Origin of the sequence: Streptomyces sp. NPDC127119 (assembly GCF_042677425.1) — a bacterium.
In the GTDB taxonomy this organism is placed as follows: Bacteria; Actinomycetota; Actinomycetes; order Streptomycetales; family Streptomycetaceae; genus Streptomyces.
The window spans coordinates 100,056-122,205 of sequence record NZ_JBHXTO010000001.1; the positions used below are offsets into that span (position 1 = coordinate 100,056).

General features: G+C 68.8%; 8 protein-coding genes and 1 pseudogene. 4 read left to right on the plus strand and 5 right to left on the minus strand.

Going from position 1 to position 22,150, the window contains the following annotated elements; all coding sequences use genetic code 11:
* The 4 genes from ACFVH5_RS00425 to ACFVH5_RS00440 form a co-directional block, all read right to left on the minus strand.
* Positions 1-9,228, minus strand: coding sequence for a hypothetical protein (locus ACFVH5_RS00425; protein WP_385830852.1), 9,228 nt, complete (start codon positions 9,226-9,228; stop codon positions 1-3).
* Positions 9,225-11,771 carry a CHAT domain-containing protein gene (locus ACFVH5_RS00430; RefSeq protein WP_385830854.1) on the minus strand — a complete coding sequence of 849 codons (2,547 nt, stop codon included), beginning with the start codon at positions 11,769-11,771 and terminating at the stop codon, positions 9,225-9,227. Before ACFVH5_RS00430 ends, ACFVH5_RS00425 begins: the two co-directional genes overlap by 4 nt.
* Positions 11,772-11,839: 68 nt before the next feature.
* Positions 11,840-12,649, minus strand: coding sequence for a DUF6338 family protein (locus ACFVH5_RS00435; RefSeq protein WP_385830856.1), 810 nt, complete (start codon positions 12,647-12,649; stop codon positions 11,840-11,842).
* Positions 12,650-12,661: 12 nt separating this feature from the next.
* Positions 12,662-12,907 (minus strand): hypothetical protein, encoded by a 246-nt coding sequence (locus ACFVH5_RS00440; protein ID WP_385830858.1) that lies wholly within the window; start codon positions 12,905-12,907, stop codon positions 12,662-12,664.
* Between the two features lie 440 nt (positions 12,908-13,347).
* On the opposite strand from ACFVH5_RS00440, the pseudogene ACFVH5_RS00445 reads away from it, so the two are divergent.
* The 3 genes and pseudogenes from ACFVH5_RS00445 to ACFVH5_RS00455 form a co-directional block, all read left to right on the plus strand.
* Positions 13,348-13,638 (plus strand): annotated as a pseudogene (locus ACFVH5_RS00445) (transposase family protein); the annotation flags it as partial.
* Between the two features lie 184 nt (positions 13,639-13,822).
* Positions 13,823-14,029 (plus strand): helix-turn-helix domain-containing protein, encoded by a 207-nt coding sequence (locus ACFVH5_RS00450; RefSeq protein WP_248777029.1) that lies wholly within the window; start codon positions 13,823-13,825, stop codon positions 14,027-14,029.
* Between the two features lie 66 nt (positions 14,030-14,095).
* Positions 14,096-15,184, plus strand: coding sequence for a tyrosine-type recombinase/integrase (locus tag ACFVH5_RS00455; RefSeq protein WP_385830860.1), 1,089 nt, complete (start codon positions 14,096-14,098; stop codon positions 15,182-15,184).
* Between the two features lie 505 nt (positions 15,185-15,689).
* Here ACFVH5_RS00455 and ACFVH5_RS00460 read toward each other — a convergent pair.
* Complete coding sequence (locus ACFVH5_RS00460) at positions 15,690-17,216, minus strand: gamma-glutamyltransferase (protein WP_385830861.1); 1,527 nt, start codon at positions 17,214-17,216, stop codon at positions 15,690-15,692.
* A gap of 1,428 nt (positions 17,217-18,644) precedes the next feature.
* Between ACFVH5_RS00460 and ACFVH5_RS00465 the strand changes: the two genes are divergently transcribed.
* The gene (locus tag ACFVH5_RS00465) at positions 18,645-22,073 is read left to right on the plus strand and encodes a LamG-like jellyroll fold domain-containing protein (protein ID WP_385830863.1); all 3,429 of its coding nucleotides are present in this window, start codon (positions 18,645-18,647) and stop codon (positions 22,071-22,073) included.
* Positions 22,074-22,150: the final 77 nt, after the last annotated feature.

A 22,150-nucleotide genomic window follows, 5' to 3' on the forward strand; every position in this document is an offset into this window, starting at 1 on the left:
TCAGTCCCCCAGTTCACCGTTCGGCCGGGTCCGGTACGGAAGGAACACCAGGCCTGGCATGCCTGTCTGGAGGGACTGATGGACCGTCGCCTGAAAGACCGTGCTCAGGTAGTGGATCTGGCCGACGTGGAGACGTTGCTGGGCAACCTCGTCGCCGCCCGGCGGGATGAGGGCACGACCGAGGCCCGCCAACCGCACCAGCGGTTCTGCGGGATCGAGCAGCGGTTCCAGGGCGACGGACTCCCCCACCGACAGCAGCAGCCCGACGACGACCTTCAGCAGCTCCGGCTCCTGTTCCACGGCCGCGCCGTACAGGCGGCCCCGGCAAAAGGTCACCAGTCGCTCCAGTTCCCTGGGATTCAGCAGCCCCGAGACGCGCAAGGCCCACAGCCTGCCCCACAGACCCCCCGTACTCCGCTCCCTGCCCAGCCAGTCGGCCAGCATCGGGGCGATGTGCACGGCCCGCTGCGCCCGCTCCCCCACGTTCAGCGCCAACTGCACGGCCAGCGAGGCCATGTCGGGATCGACCTCCCCGAGAGCCGCCATCAGTACGGTCGCGCCGATCAGCGGCTGGAGGTGGATCTCCTCGGCCTCCCAGCCGTCCTCCATGCGGATGTCCATCCAACGCCGCAGCGCCTCGGCTGCGGCCGGGGACGGGAGTGCCGAGGGAGTGGTATCTCCCGCTCCGGTTCCCTGGCGGACGAAGAGATGGTGCCAGGCGGCTCGGACCACCTCCTCGTCCGCCGCCTGCGTGACATTGTCGGCAACCACCAGGGCGGCCGGATCATCACAGACCTCGGAGTAGCGCCGGAACAGCTGATACGCCCCACCTGGCGGTACCACGACACTCGGCAGGTCGGGAATCGTGCCGCGCTTGCCGCGTGGCACGCATCCCACGGTCATGACGTGCCTGTCGGCCTTGTTCGTGAGGCTCTCCACTTCGCCGATCAGGCGCTCACCCTCCAGATGCTTGAGCGAGTCGCTGGTGAACGACACAACGACGTCGTTGCTCTCCACTCTCGCCAGGTACTGGTACACCCCGTGCGGCCTCGGTACGGCTTCTCCGCCAAGCACCACGAGATTCACCGCCCGGCCGATGCTGAGGTTGCGGAAGTGGCTGAGCACGGCGGGCGCCCCGATGACCGAGACCCTCCCGTCGTCGAGCAGGAGGACCCGCACAGGCAGTTGAGGGACCACCATCGTGTCGTGCAACTGGTCCCGGGACAGTTCGGCCCATGCGGAGTGCGACGCCGGAAGCCAGCGCAGCGCACCCGTCTCCTCCTCCCGGCACAACAGGCCCGAGCCTTCTGGGCTTTCTTCCGTCGCGGCGACCGCAGCGACGGGGAGCACACGCCGTTCCGCTTCCTGGGTCGCCCGCAGACCGCTGCTCAGTTCGCCCCCCACCGACGTGCGCAGCCACAACGGATCCGGATCGCCGGTCAGCGCGCTCGCCACCGCGACGCGGGCGTGAGCGGGTATCCCCGGTACGATTTCCTCCGGGCGGACGGCGAGCAGGGCACCGCCGGCGCGAACCACCAGTCGGCCGTCACGCAGCGTGCCGGTGACCCGGGACGGAGACTCCCACAGGTTGTGGTCGCCGGAGGGCAGCCGCGGCTGGGCCGCCCGGGAGACTCTCAGCCGACCATCCGCGTCCACGCCTTCACAAGTCATCGCGAGGACACCTCCGACAGCCGACAGCAGCGTGGCAGCCGCGTCCCCTCCGGCCGCCAGTTCCGCCCGGATCCACTCGGCCCCCGCCCAGCCCTCCTCAGCCAGGACGACAGCGTGCCCGGGCAGGCCGTGCACGAACAGACCACCGCCCAGGGACACCCCGGCCAGGACGGCCTCCCCGGCATCGGGCGGGCCGACGTGCGGTCGGGGCAGGAGTCGGTTGTCCGGCGTCAGCCGCACGGTGTCACCAACGGCGTACCGCGCGGCCATGTCGCGCGACACCGGGTACTCCAAGGAGGCGTTCCCACCGCCCAGCACAAGCGCGCCGGTCTTCGAGTCCGCCGCCAGGACGGTCAGCAGGGCAGGTACCGAGCCGAGCATGCCGCGCAGCCCCGGCCGCCAGTCGTGCAGGACCGCGCACTCGGGTTCGCTGGGACCGCCGCGATGGGCGGAGAGCCGCACCTCGTCGCCCGGCTGGAAGAGATCCCAGTGGATCGCCTCCAACGGGTGCGGCGTGCCCCTCGTTGTGGCATGCGCCAGCTCGCCTGGAATCTCCACCAGACAGCCCGGGGACATCTCCACCCACAACCCGGACGCACGCCCGGAGTCCGACCGGATCGGACCAGCCACGGTGTACCAGGACGACGGTCCGCCCCGGCCGCCTCCGCCGACGTCACCGGTCGGCCTGGCCGCGCCGTTTCCGGACGGCCCAGTACTTCGCCGTTCCGTCAGATATCCCGCCGGGTAGCCGTACCTTCGGGCCTGGTCGAGGGGGTAGCGCAGGGTTGGGCCCGGCGCGGGCACCACGGGTTCCACAACGCCGTCAGTGCCGAGGTCCATGGGTTCGTACGATTCCGGAGTTCCGTCGGGCCAGTGCCCGGTCAGCCGATCCTGCGGCACCCGTCGTGCCTCGTCATGCCGGCGCGCGATCCACTGGGCGCTGCGGTCCGCGAAGGAGGCCTGGGCCGGCTCCAGCGACAGCGCCGGGCCGCCGCCCGACTCGCTTCCGAGTACTGGTTCCAGGTTCGCCTGCAGGGTGTCGTCATAGAACGAGAGCCATCCGGCGGCCGACTCCCCGGGGCCGGGGGCGGCCACAGTGACTTCACCGTCCGGCCCCCTCCGCAGTCGGCCGATCTTGGGGTGGCGCTCCCGCATCAGCCGCGCTACCGGCCCGAGTTCATCCGCTCCGTCGCCCGCCCGCGCAGGGGGGACCTCCACGTTGGGCAGGCCCGACAGGGTGAAGAGGGGTTGCGCGAGCTGGTCGCTCGTGGGGCCCTGTACCTTCAGCAGAGGGTTCTTCGGGTAGACCACGACCTCACGGCCGTCCATGGCGTACGCGGCATCGCCCGGCAGGGCGGGCCGGAGCAGGAAACGCCTGTCCCGCGCGAGAGCGACCCGGACCACGGCGCCCACCTCCGGGGTCACTTCCCCGGCAAGGTCCTCATGCCTCAAGGCGACATGGACGCCTGCGCGGAGTTCCAGCCGCAGTCGGTGATCCCGTTGCGTCACCACGGCGAAGCACGACGGGTTGCGCGAGGTGAGATGGCCGCGCAGCGCGTTCGCCGGGCGAGCCGGTGCCGCGGAGATACGGCCGTCGAAGTCGTACCCGTCGGCGGGCCCGCGCAGCTCCACCAGGTAGGGAGTCCCACGGAGCGCGTCCTCACCCTCCTCGTCGAAGAGGCGGCGCAGCACGTCCTCGCGATGGGCGAAGGTGCGCCGGGTCACCCTCGCGGTGAGGTTCTGGGGCCTGTCGTCGGAGCCCAGCCCCAACGAGAGGATCAACCAGACGTCGTTGGGGCGCCGCTTGATCTTCTCGCCCCACATGAAGACGTACTGCCCGCGCTGGACCGTCTGGCCACCCTTGGGGCCCAGAACCGGCCGCAAGTACTGGAAGTGGGCTTCGGCGCCCTGGGTCTTGTCCCAGCGGAGCGTGTCGAGCCGTCCGAGCACCCTCACGACGTCGGGCCCGGTCGGGTAGCGACGCAGTACGGCGGCGACGCTGCCGTCGGTGAGCCGCAGCCTGGGGGTGCTGACCTCCGTAGGACTCGCTCCCGCCCGTTCCCGGGCGTCGAAGGTGCCCGGCAGGGACTCGACCCGCAGGACCGTCACGGTCTTGGCCTCACGGTCGAGCCGCACCGTCAGCCCGGGCACGATCCCGTCCACCGCCTGGTCGTACAGCCGGCGTTCCCGCGACCGGACGATCGCGTCGCCGGGCACGTCGAGCCAGTGGCGCTCTCGGTCCGAGCCGCCGCCCCCTCCGACGCGCGGGGTCAGCGTGAGGCGGGTCACCCGGTCGCCGTGGAAGAAGGGAAGGTCCTTCACCCCGCGCAGTGGCCGTCCGTCGAGCCGTACGTCGGTCAGCAGCACACGGAGGGTCAGGCCGAAACCCCACTCGAAGAGCAGCCACTGTTCCGGCGGCGCCCCCGGCCGTTTCCGCTCGCGCTTCTCGACTTCCACGAAGTTCAGGCTCGTCTCGGTTTCCCGCCTCTCGACGATGTTCTGGTGGTTCATGAAGACGCGCAGGGGCATCGGCGGGACCTCGCGGTACGACGCCAGGTACTGGGTCTCGCCCGGTCCGGCCGACAGGTCGGAACGCACCACGACGCGGGCCCGGCGCTTGTCGTACTCGACGCCCTCCACACGGGCCGTTTCCCCAGGGGCCAGTGGCACGTGCGGGAGACCGATCCGGCGGGCTCCCCGGTCGAGGGGGACCGGGGCGAGGACCGCTTCCCCGCCACGCAGTTCGGCGTTCCAACCTGATGTTCCCGTGACCACGGTCCATGCCTCGCCCAGATCTCCGCCCGTCTCCGTGGCCTGGGCGGGTCTCAGGGTGAAGACCCGCCGGACGTCCCACAGTCCCTGGTTGCCGACCGGGCTCGCCGACAGCTTGACCGTGTCGACCTGGTATGCCTCCTGCATGGAGGTGAAGTAGGGGTGGTCGGTAACACCCCACAGCGAGCGGTTCTGGGACAGCAGGACCTGCGCGCGATGTCTGGTCGCACTGTCACCGGCAGCCGTGAAGGGCTCGCCCAGGTCCACCTGTCCGGAGCCGACCTCCTTGGGGAGCCACCGGCGCGTCGAGGACACCAACTTTCCGGGCCGGCCCTGCCCGACCACCGTCTCCGTCCGGGAACCCTGCTTCGTGAGATACCCGACCGGTGTGACGCCTACGGCGTTGTTGTCCAGCTCCCACAGGCAGCGGGCGAAGATCTGGCGGCCTCGCGGTGTGAGACTCCACCCTCGTGGGGACCGCAGCGCGACCAGCTGGTCACCGCTGCGCCGGGTGGTCAGTGTGAAGGCGTCCCACGGCACGGGGAGGTCGATGACGCGCCCGTCCAAACGTAGCCAGACCTGGGGCAGGCGTCCGGCGCCTGGCGCCGGGGCCACGAGCAGCAAGCCGTCGAGGCGGTCCAGCCCGCGCAACCGCTCGCCGACCGCGGCGCGGTCGGACTCCGGTACACCGGCCAGCAGTGCGTCGTCGGAGAGCGGTTCGAGCGCCGGCCGGTCGGCGGAGAGGGGGCGACGCCCACCGCCGAAGCGAACCCCGGTGATGACGGCATCACGACCGCGTACGGCCTGCTGCCAACCTACGGTGTCCTTGGCCGGACTCAGCATCACGGATTCGGCGTCCACGGAGATCTCCGTGTTCCCTCCGCGTGTCCAGGCCTGGAGAGTTCCGCGCCGAGCGGAGCCGCTACAGGTGCGCAGGCGGACCACATCGTCCTTCCGCAGGCCGTGCAGCCGGTCGTACTCCTCTGCGGTGGCATCCGTCGTGCCGACACCGTACGGGTTGTGCACGGCCTGGACACGTGCCCTGCGTACCTCCTTCTCCTCCCAGCCGGTGATCCCCTGCTCGACCGAGTTCACGGTCAGGGGTGGCATGTCCTCGACGATCACCGGGGGAAACCCCGGAATGTCGTGGTCGACCTGCCAGTGTCCGTCACGGCGGATCGCGCAGACCGTGTCTCCCGCGCACAGGTCCTGCCATTCCAGGTTGCGGCGGTCGATGCCGTCCCCGGCGGCCGCCTCGGGGTGTTCGGCGGCCGGCACGTCCTCCGGAGGGTCCGTCAGCGCCAGTCGGGGTCTGCCGAAATCGTCCTCGGTCACCCGGACCCAGCAGCGCAGCCCGGCCGGGTGCTGTGCTCCGTGGGTCTCGGTCCGCAGCCGACGGGCGGTGTCGGCGGTCCAGATCCGCTCGGGCAGCAGAAAAGTCCGGCCCGGCGCCAGGCAGAACCGCCAGGCGTCCTCGGTGGAGTCCGTCGGCGCCATGAGGGTCAGCAGGGCCACCGATCCTCGCGCGTACGGCAGTCCGGCTGCCAGGAACTCCGTGAAGCCGCCGTCCACGGGGTGCCAGCCGTCGTCGTCGTACCGAGCGACTGTCTCGAAGGGGGATTCCACGGGTCGGGGCCAGCCGTCACCGGACCAGGAGCGGTGCCACCGGGAAAGGTCGGGATCCCATTCCGACAGCGGGCCGGTCCCCGCCGGTGAGCCAGCCGTGTCGTACGCCGTGGCGTGCACGACGGCGCCCTCGGACGTCAGCTCGACCCGCACCCGCTGCACGTCACCCGGCCTCAGGAGAGGGGGAAGCCTCCGGGGCCGGCCCTCGACCTCGACGAACAGCGGCTCGCGCCCGGGTGCCGGATCGACGGGCAGACGGCGGTGCCCCAGCGTGACCGCGACAAGATCTCCCGGTTCGGCACCGGGGTACGGCTCCGCTTCCAGCGGCTGTCCGAGGCCGCAGTTGACCAGCAGCCGGTCCCGGTCCTCGGTGAAGCCGCAGACGACTCCGACCAGTTCGGGCTGCTTGTCCCGGGCCGCCCGCCGAAGGACGTCCGCACGCTGGTCGGGCCGGCGGAACAGGTCGAAGCCTCCGGAGATGTTCAGGTCGACGGGCAGGTAGTGGTAGACGGCCCGGTCCTCGCTGCGGTGGGCGAGGACTGACACGACCGTCCGCGGGTCGGGGAGTTCGGCCTGGTCGGGCATGTGCTGCGCGGAACCGCCCAGCGGCACGGCCAGCGAGCGCAACGACGAGGTCAGGACGGAGCGTTGCCATGAGTTTGCGATGAACTCACGGTTGGTCTGCGCCTCCCAGTCGTCGCTCCGGGTGAGATTCCACACCAGCCTGTCGAGTTCCTCCCGGAGCGCATGTGCGTTCGCCTCGTACATGGCGTGCGCCCAGACGTCGAACTCGCTGTGGTCTTCGGCCGCGTGCCGGCCGTCGTACGAGAGGCTGAGCAGACGACGCCGCAGCCGGGCCGCGAACCCATCCCCGGACAGCCGGTCGAAGAGCAGCCGCAGGTCCGTCGGCGTGCGCAGCCCGAACTCCGTGAAGACGTCGAGGAGTTTGTCGAGCACCCGGGACTCGAGTTCGCCGTCGTCGTGCACGACGTCGATGAGCCCCAGCATGTACCAACGGGTGACCCTCGCGAGTTCCGCGGTCGAGCCGACCAGGTCCATCCGGTAGATCCAGAGGTCGACCGCCTTCCGCAGCGTCTCCTCCCGTTCGGGCTCACGCGGCTGGGCCAGGGCGTGCAGCAGTTGGACGGTTCGCGCGGGCAGTTTCACAGCGGCCTGGAAATCGCGCGGTGCCGACTTCACCCAGCGGTTGAAACGCTCTACGCCTCCCGGCAGATCGAGCCGGTCGGGACCGACCAGTAGAACCTCCTGGAAGGTGACGGGCGGGTAGTCCATGTTCCGCCCCTCCGTCAGCCGACCGTCCGTCACGTCCTGGTGCAGCAGAATGCGCAGCAGAAGCAACGCGTTGCCGAGTTCCTTGCGGTGCTCCCGAGGGCCGAGCCGACCCGCGGCCAGCCGGAGCAGCCGTTCCACCAGGGGTGGATCGCCCTCGAACCAACGGCTCTGCGGAGTGCTCTCCCGTACGTCGGCCGCGCCGGTCAGCACGTCGCGGATCACACGCACGAGCACTTGCAGGGCACCGCCGCTCTCATGGAGCAGTCGGGCCTGCCGGTAGAACCGCTGGGTCGTGTCCTTGAGCGCGTCCGGGTTCCCCCCGGCGATGGCACGCTCCGCGAAGACCCGCGGATGCAGTTCGGCGTAGACGCCCCGCATGGCGTACACACACGTGCGTTGCGCGGACTGGGCGAGCGGCACCAGGGCCGTGGGGACGGGAGACTCGTCGACGGTCTCCCCGTCGTGGGTCACCGAGTAGAGGTGGCCGCCCACGATCCCGCTGGAGAGGAGTTCGGTGCCGTGCATCACCAGGTCGCTCAGCGGGTCGGCGGTGCTTCCTCCGTGACGCATCAGCCGGACCGAGGTCCGCAGGGACGACAGCAGGCGCAGCAGAACGACCGGATCATTCGCGGCCGGGAAGAGGGACGGGCCGGTGTCCCGGTCGACCCACGGGGAGAAGGCCCAGTTGGACAGACCGGGGAGAGTGAGCCGCTCGGCGTACGCGGTCTGGACCAGGCGGGCGGGAGCGCCGTTCTCCTTGAGGGGGGTCGCGGAGGCGCCGGTGCGCAGTTGCCAGAGATCCGTCATCTGGCCCGACCATGTGGCGCGTTCCCGGTCGGCGACGGGGCCGCTGAACCGCACGGGGTAGTGTGGTCGGCCACTGGTCGGTCCCCAACGGCCGACCAGGACCGACGCGGTCTGCCGGGGGTGCAGGAGAGCCGCCAGGTCCCAAAGGCTCTGCTGCCACAGGACCGTCGACAAGGCACGCGGTACAGGCTTGCCTGCAGTCATGCCCAGCCGGTCCAGTACGCGCTGCACCGGTATGCCGCCCGTGTCACCGCGCAGCCCCCGCAGTCGGCGGAGCCCGTTCAGGGTGACCGCGTCCAGATCGAGATCGGCGACCAGTTCCTCGGGTTCCTGATTTCCTCCGGGATGCAGCAGTCGGGCCGCGGCCCCCATCAGATCGGGTTCGAGATGGACCCAGCCGACCTCCGGCCTGGCCAGGGACCTCAGCAGTTGCTCCCGTTCCGCTTCCCCGGTGGCGGTTGCGCCCTGCATGCGCAGCGCGAGCAGGCAGGGCAGCCTGCCGTATACGGGCTTGGTCGCCAGGTTCGTCAGCTCGGCCAGCAGGGAGCCGTCCCTGCGCAGTTCGGCCGCCACGGTCTCCACGGTCTCGGGCCGTTCCGCAAGGTGGGCGGTGGCCGCCAGGAGCAAGGTCTCCACGGGATGACCGGTGAGATCCCGGAAGGGGTGGTCGGTGGTCCTGGACGTCGTGTATCTGTTCCAGGCGGTGAGGGCAGCGCGCAGCGCGGTGGCCGTCCGGGACGGGGAGTCCTCCGCGCAGACATGGAGCAGCGTCTCAAGGGACGAGGCCGCCTCGTGGTGACCGAGGGTGTCCCGCACGGTGCCGAGCAGGTGGCCGAGCACTAGGCCCGTCGTCCCGCCGCCGGTCCGGGCGAGGCGCAGCAGTCTCGGCGCGACATGCAGGGCTGTCCAGGGCTCGCAGCGGTTCAGCGCCTCCAGTGCGTTCGGCAGCAGGTCGCCGGGGCCGTCCGGGGTGTCAAGGAGGTCGAGGACGGACAGATAGGAGTGGGTGGCCTGCCATGTGTCCCGCATCGCGGCACAGAAATACCAGTCTTCGATCATCGCCTCGCCTTGTCGCCGTTCGGGGGCCGAGGGACGGCCATGGGGCTCCGGCCCAGTTCGGCTCGTATGTGCTCGATTCGCAGGGTCGCCTCGTGGCCCGGGGCCGGGGAGACTCCCTTGGGTTTCGCCTTCACAAGCCCCACGGCGTCGCGCTGCTCGGCCGGGAGACGGAACAGGAGGCGCAGTGTCCCCGCATCGATACCGAAGGCCCGCAGGACGGGCCACGGCGCGGTGGTCGCCGGCAACAGGCCCAGCACGGCGGAGGGTTCGGCGGTCAGCCCGGCCCGCGCCGCCGCCGGAGCCGCCGAGGGGTGGGCCGCCAGCCAGAGGGCCAGTTCGTGCGGGGCGGGCTGCTCCCGCCAGACGTCGCGGTACTGCCGGAAAAGCGGGCGGACGGGACGGGTGAGGAGCAGTTCGTCCCAGGTGGAGAGGTCGGTCTCCAGGTGGTTGAAGTGCCACTCCAGCAAAGCGAGGACGACAGTGTCGGCGCGCTCCGCTGTAAAAGTCGGCGCCAGGTCGTGGCGCCGGGGCAGAGGGGCTTTCGACTCGTGGGCGGCGCGGAGCCAGGTCCGTATGTCGTCATCGTAGTCGGCGGCGACCGCGAGCATGGCCCGCCGACCATGCGCCTCGGTGTCCGCCGCCAGCTGTGCCAGTGCCTGTTGGTAGCGGGCGGGGTTGGTGGCGCGCAGCGCCAACAGGCCCGTCTCGTCGAACGGTTCGCACGCGTCCGCCGTACCGTTGGCGTACGCACTTTCCTGCACACGGCCCGGGCGGTGGCGGCTGAGCGCGGTGACGGGGATCTTGAACCGGCTGGCAAGGTGATCGCGGACTTCTTCCAGGGCGGTGACTCCCCAGGCTCTGAGCGAGGGACCGGTTCCGCGCAGGACGACGACGACCGGTCTGTCCAGCCTCCCGTCAGGGGCGCACAGCAGCGGTAGCCACCCTTCGAACGCCGTCCGCCAGTCGTCCGACGACCAGGCCCCTCCGGCGTCGGGCAGGTCGAGCCGGACGATCCATCCGTGGTCGGCGCTCCGGCCGGGGAAGTCGCGGCGGAACTCCGTCCACTGCGAGCGCGGATGCACGGCGTCCTGCGGCCGGTGGACGCCGGTGCCGGAGTCGGGTCGTGGCGGTTGTGTGATGTCGACGCGGAACCAGCGTCTCGGACGGACTCCGCCTTCGAGGAGTGCGCCGTCCCACTGCGCCTCCCAGCGGTTGAGGTCGTCGGCCAGGTCGTTGTGCGGCGAGTCGAGCAGGACACCAGCGAACGGCCTGCGGTCCAGCCCCCAGACGACGTCCAGCCGTGCGCGCCGGCCCTCGGCGCCCCGCCGGTCGAGCGCGTCGACGGGATAGCCGTACGGCAGACCGGGCCGCGACGGCCGCTGAGGGTCCCGCAACTGCAGCCCGTTCGGGCCGGTGTAGAGGGCGGGGACGCCCATGTACCCCGGCATGTCGCAATCGGCGATCCGCTTGTGGCCCTCGGCCATGGCGGCGTGGATCTCCCCGTGTTCGGACAGGCCTCTGACGAGGCCGACCAGGAAGTCGTGACCGATGCGGGGTTCCACCACCGACTGCATGGCCACGACCGCGGGGACCTTGGCGGTCAACTGTTCCGCGGTGTTGCCCCAGCCCTCGAAGGACTCCATGCCTCCAGCCGTGTTGCAGCAGACCAGTACGACGAGCTGGGTGCCCGCCTCGTGAAGGAGATCGGCGAGTGCACCGGCCGTCAGCAGCTCCGGGTCTTCGGTGGAGCCGTGCAGCACGATGCCGCTGAGATCGGCGGACTCCGCCCAGCCGTTGGCGATCAAACACACGATCTCGGTGGTGGTGCTCAGTGCGGCCGTCAGCCCGGCCCGGTCGGCCCTCGACAGTGGTGGCCCGGCCGGTCCCTGTCTCTTCAGAATGTCGACCACGGCGTCCGCGGCCCACCGGGCGTCCTCCGTCGATTCCTCGGCCTTCTGCCCCAGTGTTTTCTGCTGCGGTTCGGCGATCTGTCGGCCGTCCGCCTCACGCACCTTCCCGTACGCCTCGGCAGCGCTCGCCACCACGGTGCGCAGGGCTCCCTTCGGGCCGGACAGTGCGCCATGGGGTGTGACCCGGGAGACCACACAGCGGAAGGAACGGTTGACCAGATGGAGCATCCGGCGGGAACCGTCACCGGCATCCGCCACCGGTGGGAAGAGGGCGCGTGTGAGTTCCCAGGGCAGAGCGGTGAACACGGGATCCGCGCAATGGATCCGCAGCCGCAGGATGTCCTCCGGCCGCAGCAGGCTCAGACAGCCGTCGAACAGAGCCTGTTCGACCGAAGCGGGAAGAAGCAGTCTTCTCAATGCCTCCCCGAGGGCCCGCGAGCCTTCGGGATTGGCCCGAAAGGCCGCGGCCAGTGCGCGCAGACCCGTGGTACTGCCTCGGTCGGACACCGTGTCCGACGGCGAGTGGCCGGTCAGGGTGACCGTGGCCGACCACTTCTCGGCGGACCCGTCGTCGCGGACGGGCGCGATCCGTGTATCTGTCAGGCTCAGTTCGACGACGTGTTGCTTTCCCATGTCCCCCCGTTCCGGGCTCCCTCGTCGGCCCTGTCCGACAGTCCGCCCTCCCCCTGCCGACCGGTCTCTCAGCCGAGAACAAGCAGCACGGCCGTCTCGGCGGCCAGAAGACCCGCGGAGAGCTGCCACTGGACGCCACGCAGCGTATCCACAAGGGACCGCGGTGGCGGTGTGGGAGGTGCGCCCGACGCGGGGGGTGTGCCCGACGTGCCGGTGGCTGGCGTGGCCGTTCCCGGAACGACGGCGTGGGCGACCGCCAGCCACGCTATTTCGCGCGCGGGAATCGCGAGTCTCACGAAAGGCGGCGGCCACGAGGCAGGGACCGACGCGGGATCCTCCTGAAGAAACTCCACACTTCTGAGCACCAACTCCCGCCGGTCCACCTCGGGGTGCGCGTTCAAGGAGTGCAGAAACCCTTCCACCCGGTGCCCTCCGCTCTTGAGAGCGACGACCAGCTTCGGCTGCCTGCCCTCAGGAACCTCGTTGTAGAGCAACTCGTACCAGGCGTCCGCTCCTCGGATCCCGCTGCTCGTCGGAGGCCGCACCATGCCCGCGACGAGCAGTGCCAGTGCGGTCGCGGCCACGAGTTCCGCGACAAGTCCGAAGATGGTGAGCCGGAGATGGGTACGGGTGTAGTCGATGGTCCCGGCAAGCAGTCCGTCCGGGCTGGGCAGTGAGCCGGGCCTGGCGGAGTGGATGGCCAGGAGCAGTCCGCAGGCGACGAACGTGGCCAGCGCGCCGACGAGCAGAACTCGAGCGGTCTCCACGAACGGGCTCTCCGCCCGCGCCGGGATGCGCTCGCGAAGGCTGAGCTCGAAGGCGATTCCCGGCACGACGAAGACGAAGAAGACCGCGACCGCGGTGAACGAGGTGGGCAAGGGCCGACCGCCTCACCCCTCGCCGGACGGTTCCGCAGTCGGCGGCGGCTGCGGTGACGCGTCAGGCTGCGGAGCGGGTACGCCGAGGAGGAAGGACGGCGAGGTCTCGTCGTGCCGGTGGTCGTCCGCCGGAGGATCGGCACGCACCACCCCATAGTGGTCGCCCGGCTCGCTGCGGCCCAGCCTCATGACCGGCCGGCGTGGCGGAGCCGGCTCCTCCTCGTCGTCGGGCTGATGGATCGGCGATTGGTCCGTCATGCTGTTCCTCAGTACGTCGGTACCGCGTGTTCGGCGGCGCCTACAGTTGTCCGGGACAGACGGCGAGGGAGATGACGCAACGCGGGAGAGACCGTCTTCCGAAGAGAAAGAAGCGGGAGACGACCCGTGAGATCCACGTGGCAGAACACCCCCAACTTGCCGACTGGTGAACCAACATAACGGGCCCTCAGCAGAAATGGGCCCGAATCTGCTGGATACCGGGCTTGGACGGGGTTGTCCACCGAGGTCGATCCAATGAGCGTTTTCAGCGGGGGCACTGATGGGGTGACGGGGCGGTGCGAGGTCGGGATGCGCAACGGACAGGGCTCCCGTGCCGTTGAGGGAGGTGTTCGACGTCTCAACTCAGCAGCACAGGAGCCCTGTTGGTTACGTATCCTGCCGCACTCGACCTGCCTCACGCCCTGGTCGAGTGAGTCACCATGTTGATCGTCACCCGTGAGGGCGACCGGCGCTGCAAGCTCCGTCCGTCCCAGCGAGCGATGGTGGCACTGGTGTACCTGCGCGAGCACATCACTCTGGCGAAGATCGCTGCCGGGTTCGGGATCAGCGAGTCCACCGTGCATGCCTACACCAGTGCAGTCGTCGACCTCCTCGCCGCCCGTGCACCGGGTCTGCTGAAGACGCTGCGCGAGCATGATCCCGACTTCGTCCTGCTCGACGGCACTCTAACCGCTCCGCGCTCCGGCCCAAGATCCGGAGACGGGCCCGCCGCCGCACGCATCCCGACCTTCGGCGGTCCGCACCTCACTGCGGCCATCACGTGACGCATCTCCCGGGCGATGTGGTCCCACTGCCCTGACCGGGCTGGTCGACCTTCGTCCTGGACCGCCCGCCAGCCCGGCGAAATCCAATCGCCGGCTCTTTCCTCCCCTCCATGTTTCCAAGGAGTCGCCCATGCCTGCCCGTTTGCTGTCCATCCCTGCCGTGGCCGCCGCCCTGGACGTCGACCGCCGCACCGTCTACCGCTTCATCGCCGCCGGGGACCTTCCCGTCGTCGACCTGCGCACCGGGACGCAACGCTCCCGCGTCCGTGTCCCCGCCGCAGGGCTGGAGGAGTTCATCGCCAGCAGGCTGGTCGCTTCCCCGCGCGCCCGCCGGTGATCTCTCACCGTCGCTCCGGCCATCACCGTCCCTGCGTGAAGGAGCAGTACCACGTACCTGCGTAAATTGAAGTCCGGCAGCTGGCAGGCGACCGTACGCAATCGGACCGGCGACCGGTTCAGCGAGTCCTTCCCCCTCAAGGCCCAGGCCCGCGCTTGGGGCATCGAGTTGGAGACCCAGTTCGCTCGCGGAGCGGTACGCGACCCGCGGGCCGGTGAAGTCTCGTTCCGAGAGTGGCACGACCGATGGTGGAACGCCCGCATCGTCGAACCACACACCCTGCGCGGCGACGCGTCGAGCATCAAGAACCAAGTCATGCCCCACTGGGCGGACTGGGAGATGCGGGCCATCACCCGCATGGACGTCCAGACTTGGATCCGCTCCCTCGTCGACAAGGGCGCGGGCCCCGCTGCGATAAAGCGGGCCTACAACCTCACGTCGTCGATCATGCGTGCGGCGGTCGACGACGATGTGATCGCGGTGAGCCCGTGCCGCAGCATCGATCTGCCGCCCATCGCGGTCAAACCGCCGCAGTGGTTCACGCCCGACCAGGCGCAGAGCATCCTCGACCAACTCGCTCCCGCCTGGCGGACGATGTGCCTGCTCGGCTTCTACACCGGACTGCGCTGGGGAGAACTCTCCGGCCTGCACCGCCACCGCATCGACGTGCGCCGCTCGCGCCTGTTCGTGGTGGAGGTCAACACCAAAAGCGGCATCAAGGAATACCCCAAGAGCTCCAAGAGCCGCCGGGAGGTACCGCTCCCGCCCCACGTCCTGGAAGCGTTCGAACGCCACATCCACCGGCTCGACCGCGACGCGGTGGTATTCACCACCATCACCAAGGGCCGCTCCGGGCGCCTACTCGCCGACAGCAACTGGCGCCGGCAGACCTGGTGGCCCGCCGGCGAGGCCGCCTACTGCTTCGGCGACGAGGGCGAGCTGCAGCTCGTCCCGCACTACCCGCCGCACTCCATGCGCCACACCTGCGCCTCGTGGCTCGTACAGAAGGGAGTCTCGCTCTACGAGGTCCAACACCTCCTCGGCCACGAGAGTTTCCAGACCACCCAGCGCTACGCCCACCTGCAGCCGGACGCCCACAAGGCCGTCCTGGGAGCCTGGAAGCGGATGGAGAACCCGCTCACCATCACCACATGAACGTTCCTTCACCCCTGCCCGTGCCCGACAGGGGTGAAGGCATCTCATTACGCAAATCTCGGATAAGGCGCCCAACGAGCGATAAGACTGATCGCATGGCTACAGAACCCCGCCCTCCCATCGTGTCCTCTTGCATCGAGCTTCTCGAGCGTCTTGCCCAGTTCAGCGAGAAGGTGACAAGAACGCTGCGAGGGGTGACCAAGACGTACAAGGAAGCCGAAGCAGCACGCAGCCATCTCCGCGACGCCCTCAAGTTGTCAACGCAGCTGTGCAGGGCCGTCGTTGCCTTCTTCAGGCCCGAGGGCGGAACTGCCGAAGCCTGCTAGACCTGGGCCGGCCGGGTAATGCCGGCTGCCAAGCAGTCGCTACCGTCCGAGCCGGCCGCTTTCCCGATGGTGGCGAGGACATCATGGTCGGGGAGCACGTCCACGCTGGTGCGCCACGGCCGGCCCCCGTCCACATGGCAAACCATCCACAGGCGCAGCACCCCCGACGCCGCCAGGGCTTAACTAAGCCGTGCGGGAGGCAGGTCGTAGCGGCTGACGGCCAGATACGTTTCCGGTGTGGCCGCTTCGAGGAGACCCTCGTCGCCCTCCAGGTCGAGCTTCGGCTCCTGGGGACGGCGCAGCAGGTCGCTCCAGTCACTCGTCGTTCCCCGCTGGTAGGCGTCGCGGAGCAGGGGGCGCAGCCGTGGGCGGGCCTCCTCCTGTTGCTCGCGCAAGATCCGTTGCTGGGTGAGCCGTTGTACTTCCTGGTCTTCGTCGCTGAGCCCCTGGTCGAGGGTCGGCTGATCCTCGGCGCGGAGTCCCGGGGTGCGTTGGGCAATGGCCAGATCTTCTTCGTGGAGACGTGCGCAAGCGGCGAAGAGTTTTCTGGACATGCCGAGGTGGACCTCGGTTCCAGGGATGCGGCAGGTGAGGAAGTCGTCGAGCCCCCAGGAGCGGATCTGGGTGCGCAGAGTGTGCGACTCGATGTGGAGCGCCGCTCCGCGGGCGTCCGCCCGCATGGAGAGGGTGAGGTCGTCGCTCTCCAAGGGGGTGGTCAGTCCGGAACGCCGGTGGCGGGAAGCGCGGTCGGCCGGTACCGGTACCGTGCGCAACTGAGAGGCGGGAGCGGAGCGCAGCGCCAGGTAAGCGAGCATCTGGGCACGGGCTGCAGCGATGAGCGCGTCGTCGCTGTCCCCGAGGTGGTCTTCGAGATTGCCAGGGCCGACCGCTGCGTCGTCAGCGTCGGATCCGGCCGGGGGAAGGGGCGGCTCGCCGGAACGCAGGTCATGGTCGATCGTGAGGAAGAGGTCGTCTCCGGGCCGCACGGACGCCCCGACCAGGACGATACGGTGCTTGTAGGGGCCGAGAATCTTGCTGCCGGCCTCCAGTTGCACCCACCCCTTGCGGAGCTCGCCGACGCCGACACTGCCGCCCTTGGCCTCGATCAGCCAGTACATCCCTTCCGCCTCGTGCCGTCCCCACAGGTCGGGCAGCGTTTTCTTCGGGTCTTTGAAGGTGTCGCTCAGGGCGGGTACAGGGCCGCCGAGTTCAAGGTGGTGGGTCTGTCCGAGGCCGAGCAGGGAGCGGCACGCCCACTCGGTCATCGTCATGCCCAGCCGGTAGGCGGCGGCGCTCTTCGCAGTGCGCTCGGTGCCGTGCTCGTACACCGGGTTCAGGGTCAGACGTCGGCCCTTTGCGCCCGGTACGGGGTGCCGGGACGTGACGGCGTGGGCGCCGAGGTAGGCGTACAGCGGGGAGACCCGGGCGACGAGTTCCCCGTGTGCGTACCGGGGCTGGTTCTGCAGGTGGGGGGTGACGTCGCGGCCGACCTCGGTGGCGGCCTTGATGATCTCTCGCCACGTGGCGGTCGGGGCGTACCAGCCATCGGTTGCCGGGAACCCGTCCGACGCGCTCCACGCCGCATGCTTCGCCGTGCGCCACTGCCTCTTGGGCTTGTCTGCGGGTCCGTTACGGAACAGGACCGGTACGTCGAAGCTGTCGGCGTAGGCGAGCGGCGGCTCGTCGACGGTGTGTGCGGGAATCACAAGGATCACCCTGGCACGGGTCTGGGCCCTTCCGAATACAGGGCAACGGACAGCCGATCTGCTCGACTTCCGTCGTCATGGCGCAGTCGCAGTCGCAGCCGCGTCCGATGGCAACGTGTGTTGTTGGCCTGCCACCCGCCTCACCACGATGCGCCGCTCACGGTCAGTTGGGCCAGAGGGTCGACGAAGACAGCCGGACGGAGGGCAGCTGTACCGTCCGGATCGGTGCAAGAGCGGCTGCTGCAGGTCGAACGGCTTCCTCGTGCAGGAGCCGCGCCTCCGGCAGACCGACTGGCCGCCGATACGGCGGTACGGGTATCCGGCGCCCGGCACGTTGACCTGTTCACGCCGACTTCTCGACAGCCGAGGAAATGGAAACCAGCGTAGAGGGATTTAACGAGGGTCGGCTCCAATTGATTACCGTGCCAATTGAGTCGCAGCCTGCCTGTCGACTGATCTCCCCCCGGGTATGGCCTACCCGGTGTGCTTGACGCGGGACAGACCTGCGATCCCCTGTTTTGCTACCTGCTCATTTCTTGGTTCTTGCTCTGGTTGATTGCAGCCGTGATCTCATTCGGATGTAATCAGTCGATGTCCGGATCGTCGGCTTCTTCGAAGAGATGGGCTGCGAGGTTGTCGGCCCACTCCACGGCCCAGGAGCGGAGCGGTAATGGTGTAGTCGTGGAGCCCTATGCGTCGCAGGAAGCGATATTGGCAAGGTCCAGCTTCAACCGGTCGCCGGTTGAAGGGGGGGCGAACGACGTTCTGTGCGGGCCTTGAGGGGATGTCTTCAATTCCGTGTGGGCCACCCCTGCGGGGCGATGTCAGCGCTTGCGGTGCTTGATCGACTCTAATGTCCAGGATCAGCCGCTGGCGGTCGGCCCTGTGGACGGTGAAGCGGCGTGGTGACGCAGAGTCCTCGGTGGTGTTCTGCGGGATTTTTCTCGACGCTGCGGCAATCGGTCACCCCTGCGCTTCGCCATCTGTATTCCAGGAGTTAACCGCAAATATTTACCGGATTCCCTTCGGGGGCGAGGTGGGTGGCGATTTCTCATTTTTTTCTTGACCGTGATCGATCAAGGTGTGTACAACTGGCATTCCGCTGTGAAGATCGTGTGACCAGGGGGACGCGTGCTGTCGCACATGGGGCTTGACCATTTCCGAGCTCGTCGAAGACGTACACGTGCTGTTGTGATCCTTTTGACGGTCATGGTGTTTCTCATAGAGGTGTCGGGGGCAAGCATCTCGACTGCCGTACCGGCCGCGCATTCCGGCACAGCTCGCACGGATTCAGCGGACGTCACTTCCGAAGCCGAAGCGGCGGCTGCGAAAGCAGCGGAGACCGGCCATCGTGTTGAGGTCGTCGGTGAACGCACCGAATACACGACGACGTACGCGAATCCGGACGGTTCCACGTTTTCCCTCAGCATGTCCGCCGTGCCGGTCCGGGTGAAGGACGCCGAAGGCGGCTGGGTCGAACCCGATACATCACTGGAGCGACGTGCGGACGGCCGGATCGGCCCCAAGGCGGCGGCCGTGGATGTGTCCTTCTCGGAGGGCGGGGACGGAGCCGCTCTGGCGACCGTGGCAGAGGGCGGGCGATCGCTCAAGGTCGGATGGCGGGGTGAACTACCCGAACCGACGTTGAACGGGGACTCGGCGCTATACCCGGACGTCATGCCTGGGGTGGACCTGCGGATGACCGCGACCATCGAGGGTTACCGCGAGGTGCTGGTAGTCAAGACACCCGAGGCAGCGGCGAGCGAGGAGCTGAAGGCGCTGGACTTCCCCGTCGAGACGCAAGGGGTCACGCTGCGCCACGGCGTGGGAAGCGGTCTCGACGCCGTAGACGACAATGGCAATGCCGTGTTCCGCAGCCCCGCGGCACGGCAGTGGGACTCAGCGGGGGACGCGGCGACGGCGGGAACGTCCACCATGTCGCTCCGTAGGGCCGAGGAGCCGGTGCCCGCCGATGGCGACTCGCATCCCGACCCCGCGGCCGGCCCTAGTGACGGCGACAACCTGGCCGTCCTGCCGGTCACTGCGGATGCGGATTCCATCATCGTCGTGCCCGACGCCGCTCTGTTGACCGGTGCGGACACGGTCTACCCGGTGTATGTCGATCCCGACATTTCGTGGGGTGAGTCGGAGCGCACGCTGCTGTCCTCCGACGGCGACACCTTCTACAACTTCTCCGGTGCGGACGACGGCGAAGGCGTGGGCTACTGCGGGACCTACGTGAGCGGAGAATACGGGTACTACTGCGGCTCCGGTTACAAGCAGCGCATGTACTTCGAGTTCGCGCCGACCGCGCTGCGCGGCAAGCGGGTGCTGGATGCCACCTTCCGGGTGACCGAACGCTGGTCGATGTCTTGTGAGAAGACGACCGTGCAGTTGGTGCGGACGCCGAACATCTCGTCGTCGACGCGCTGGCCCGGACCGACGAGCAACTGGGACATCATGGGTGACCGCACCGTCTCGGCCGGTCGCGGCTCGGCGTGCGATCCCGATCAGCCGGACGCACCCATTGAGTTCAATGACGATCCGGCGCAGAACTACGAGAACCTCACCAACACGGTGAAAGCGTTCGCGGCCGGTGATTTCTCCCGCCTGACGCTGATGTTGAAGGCGTACAACGAGTCGGACCCCAACGGCTGGAAGCGGTTCGACGACGATGCCGTGCTGGACGTCGACTACGTCGGTGTTCCGGCCCCGCCCACCAGTCCCGGCGTCCTGTCAGGAGAGGTCACCTCGTGTGAGACGGATGCGGGTGACCCTGATGTCCTCTCGGACCCCACCCCCACGTTCACCGCGGTGGCCCAGACCCTCGCCGGTGGTGAGAGCGGCGCGGACCTTCGCACCCACTTCTACGTGCAGAAGAAGAACGGCAGCGCGTGGGAGGTGGCCACCGAGCCAGTTCGACCGGTCAGCCCTGGATACGTCAACGACGGACAACGGGTGTCGGTCAGTTCTCCGGTCACATTCGCCGACGGCGGCACTTACCGGATGGCGGTGTTCACGCGCTCCTACTACAACGGCGGAGCGAGCTATCTGGAGTCGCACAGCACTGTGACGACCAAAGGCTGGTGTTACTTCAAGGTCGACACCACCGCCCCAAAGGCGCCGATGATCGCTTTCGGCACGACCTACACGTCATGCGCCGCCAACGCCTGCCCACCGGCCGGCGGACCGGGAATCAAGGGCGAGTTCACCTTTGCCCCGGCGTCCGGCGACGCGGCCACCGTGATCGGATACCGCTACAAACTGTCTTCCTCCAGTTCCTGGTCGCCGACGGTCTCCGGAACCACGGTGAAGAAGGCCATCGCACCCGATCTCGCCGGCACGACGGTGCTTCAGGTGCGGGCATTGGACAATGTGGGCAGTGGTCGCTGGGGTGCCACCGCGAGCGTGCGGTTCAACGTCCAGGAGAGCCCGGGTGCCAGCGGTCGCTGGCGTTTCAACGACAGCGCTGTCAATTCCGGTGAGACGCTGGCCGCCGACTCCGCGACAGCCTCGGGCACTCGTCATCCCGCCACGCTGTACACCACCGGATCCGGCTGGTCCGGCTTGGGGCGCCGCGGCTCCAGTGACCGCTCGCTGTGGCTGAATGACGTATCCGATCCAACCCGGCACGCGGGCTACGCCGCGACGTCTTCCGCCGCGGTCAACACCCAGTCTTCATACACCGTTTCGGCCTGGGCCTACCTGACGGAGAACACCGAGTACCGGACCGTGCTGTCCCAGACCGGCACCGACCACTCCGGTTTCGTCCTCTACTGGTCGGCAGGGGTCAAACGGTGGGTGTTCCGCTTCGACTGGACCGACAGCACCGGAACCCGGCGCTACGTCACCAAGAACGCGACGGCCGAAGGACCGCCGCTGAAGGTCTGGACCCACCTAGCGGCCGTCTACGACGCCGAGGGCAGGACGATTCAGCTGTACGTCAACGGACGTGCGCAGGGCGAACCGGTCGCGGTCCCCGCCGGTGGGGAGAAGCAGACCCCCGACGGGACCCTCCAGTTCGGCCGCGCCAGTTATGTGTACGGCAATTACGAGCAGTACTGGCGTGGACGTATCGATGAGGCCGCCGTCTTCCAGGAGGCGCTGCAGCCGGCCGCGATCGCCACCGAGGCCCGGCTGCTGGACTCCACCGGCACCGCGACCTCCACCGAACTCGTGGCGTCCTGGAATCCCGAGGGAGCCACCGGTACCGCACTCGCCGACCCGCTGACGGGATACGGGCACGACCTCGCCCTGTCCGGCGGAGCCTCGCTCGACGGCGAGGCGATCGTCCTGGACGGTGTCGACGACGCGGCCACCACCATGGGCCCGATCATCGACGACACGGGCTCCTTCACGGTCACCACCGAGGTCGAACTCGACCAGAGCGCGCTTAACGCCAAGGGCAACGGCTTCATCGGACAAGTGCTCGGTCAGCGCACCGCGGAAGGTTCCGCCTGGGGCCTGTGGTACCAGACGACCGGCACCGAGACGCGCTTCGACGACGACGACAACCCCTACGAAGTCCCCGTCGGATTCTGGCGATTCGGCCGCTTGGCCGCCGATGGCACCTTCACCGCCGTCGACTCCGACAGCGCGGCCGTCGTCGGCAGCCGGGTCCGTCTGACCGGGACGTACGACGCGCAGGCCGGCGCCGTCGCCCTCTACCTGGACTCCACCCAGAACGACACCGACACGCCCTACACGGCCGTCGTGGGATCCGGTGAGTTCGCGGTCGGCAAGGCGTTCATGAACAACGCGTGGCGTCACCACCTGCCCGGCAAGATCTCCGACATCCGCATCTGGGCCGGCGCAGCGGCCGACGGCACCCAACTGGACACGATGATCGGCGGCTGAACAGCCGCTGCTCCTCTTCCTCCGATTCCTTGGTCCTTTTCCCTCCGTGGCCGTGACAACGGCCGTGCCTTGACAGG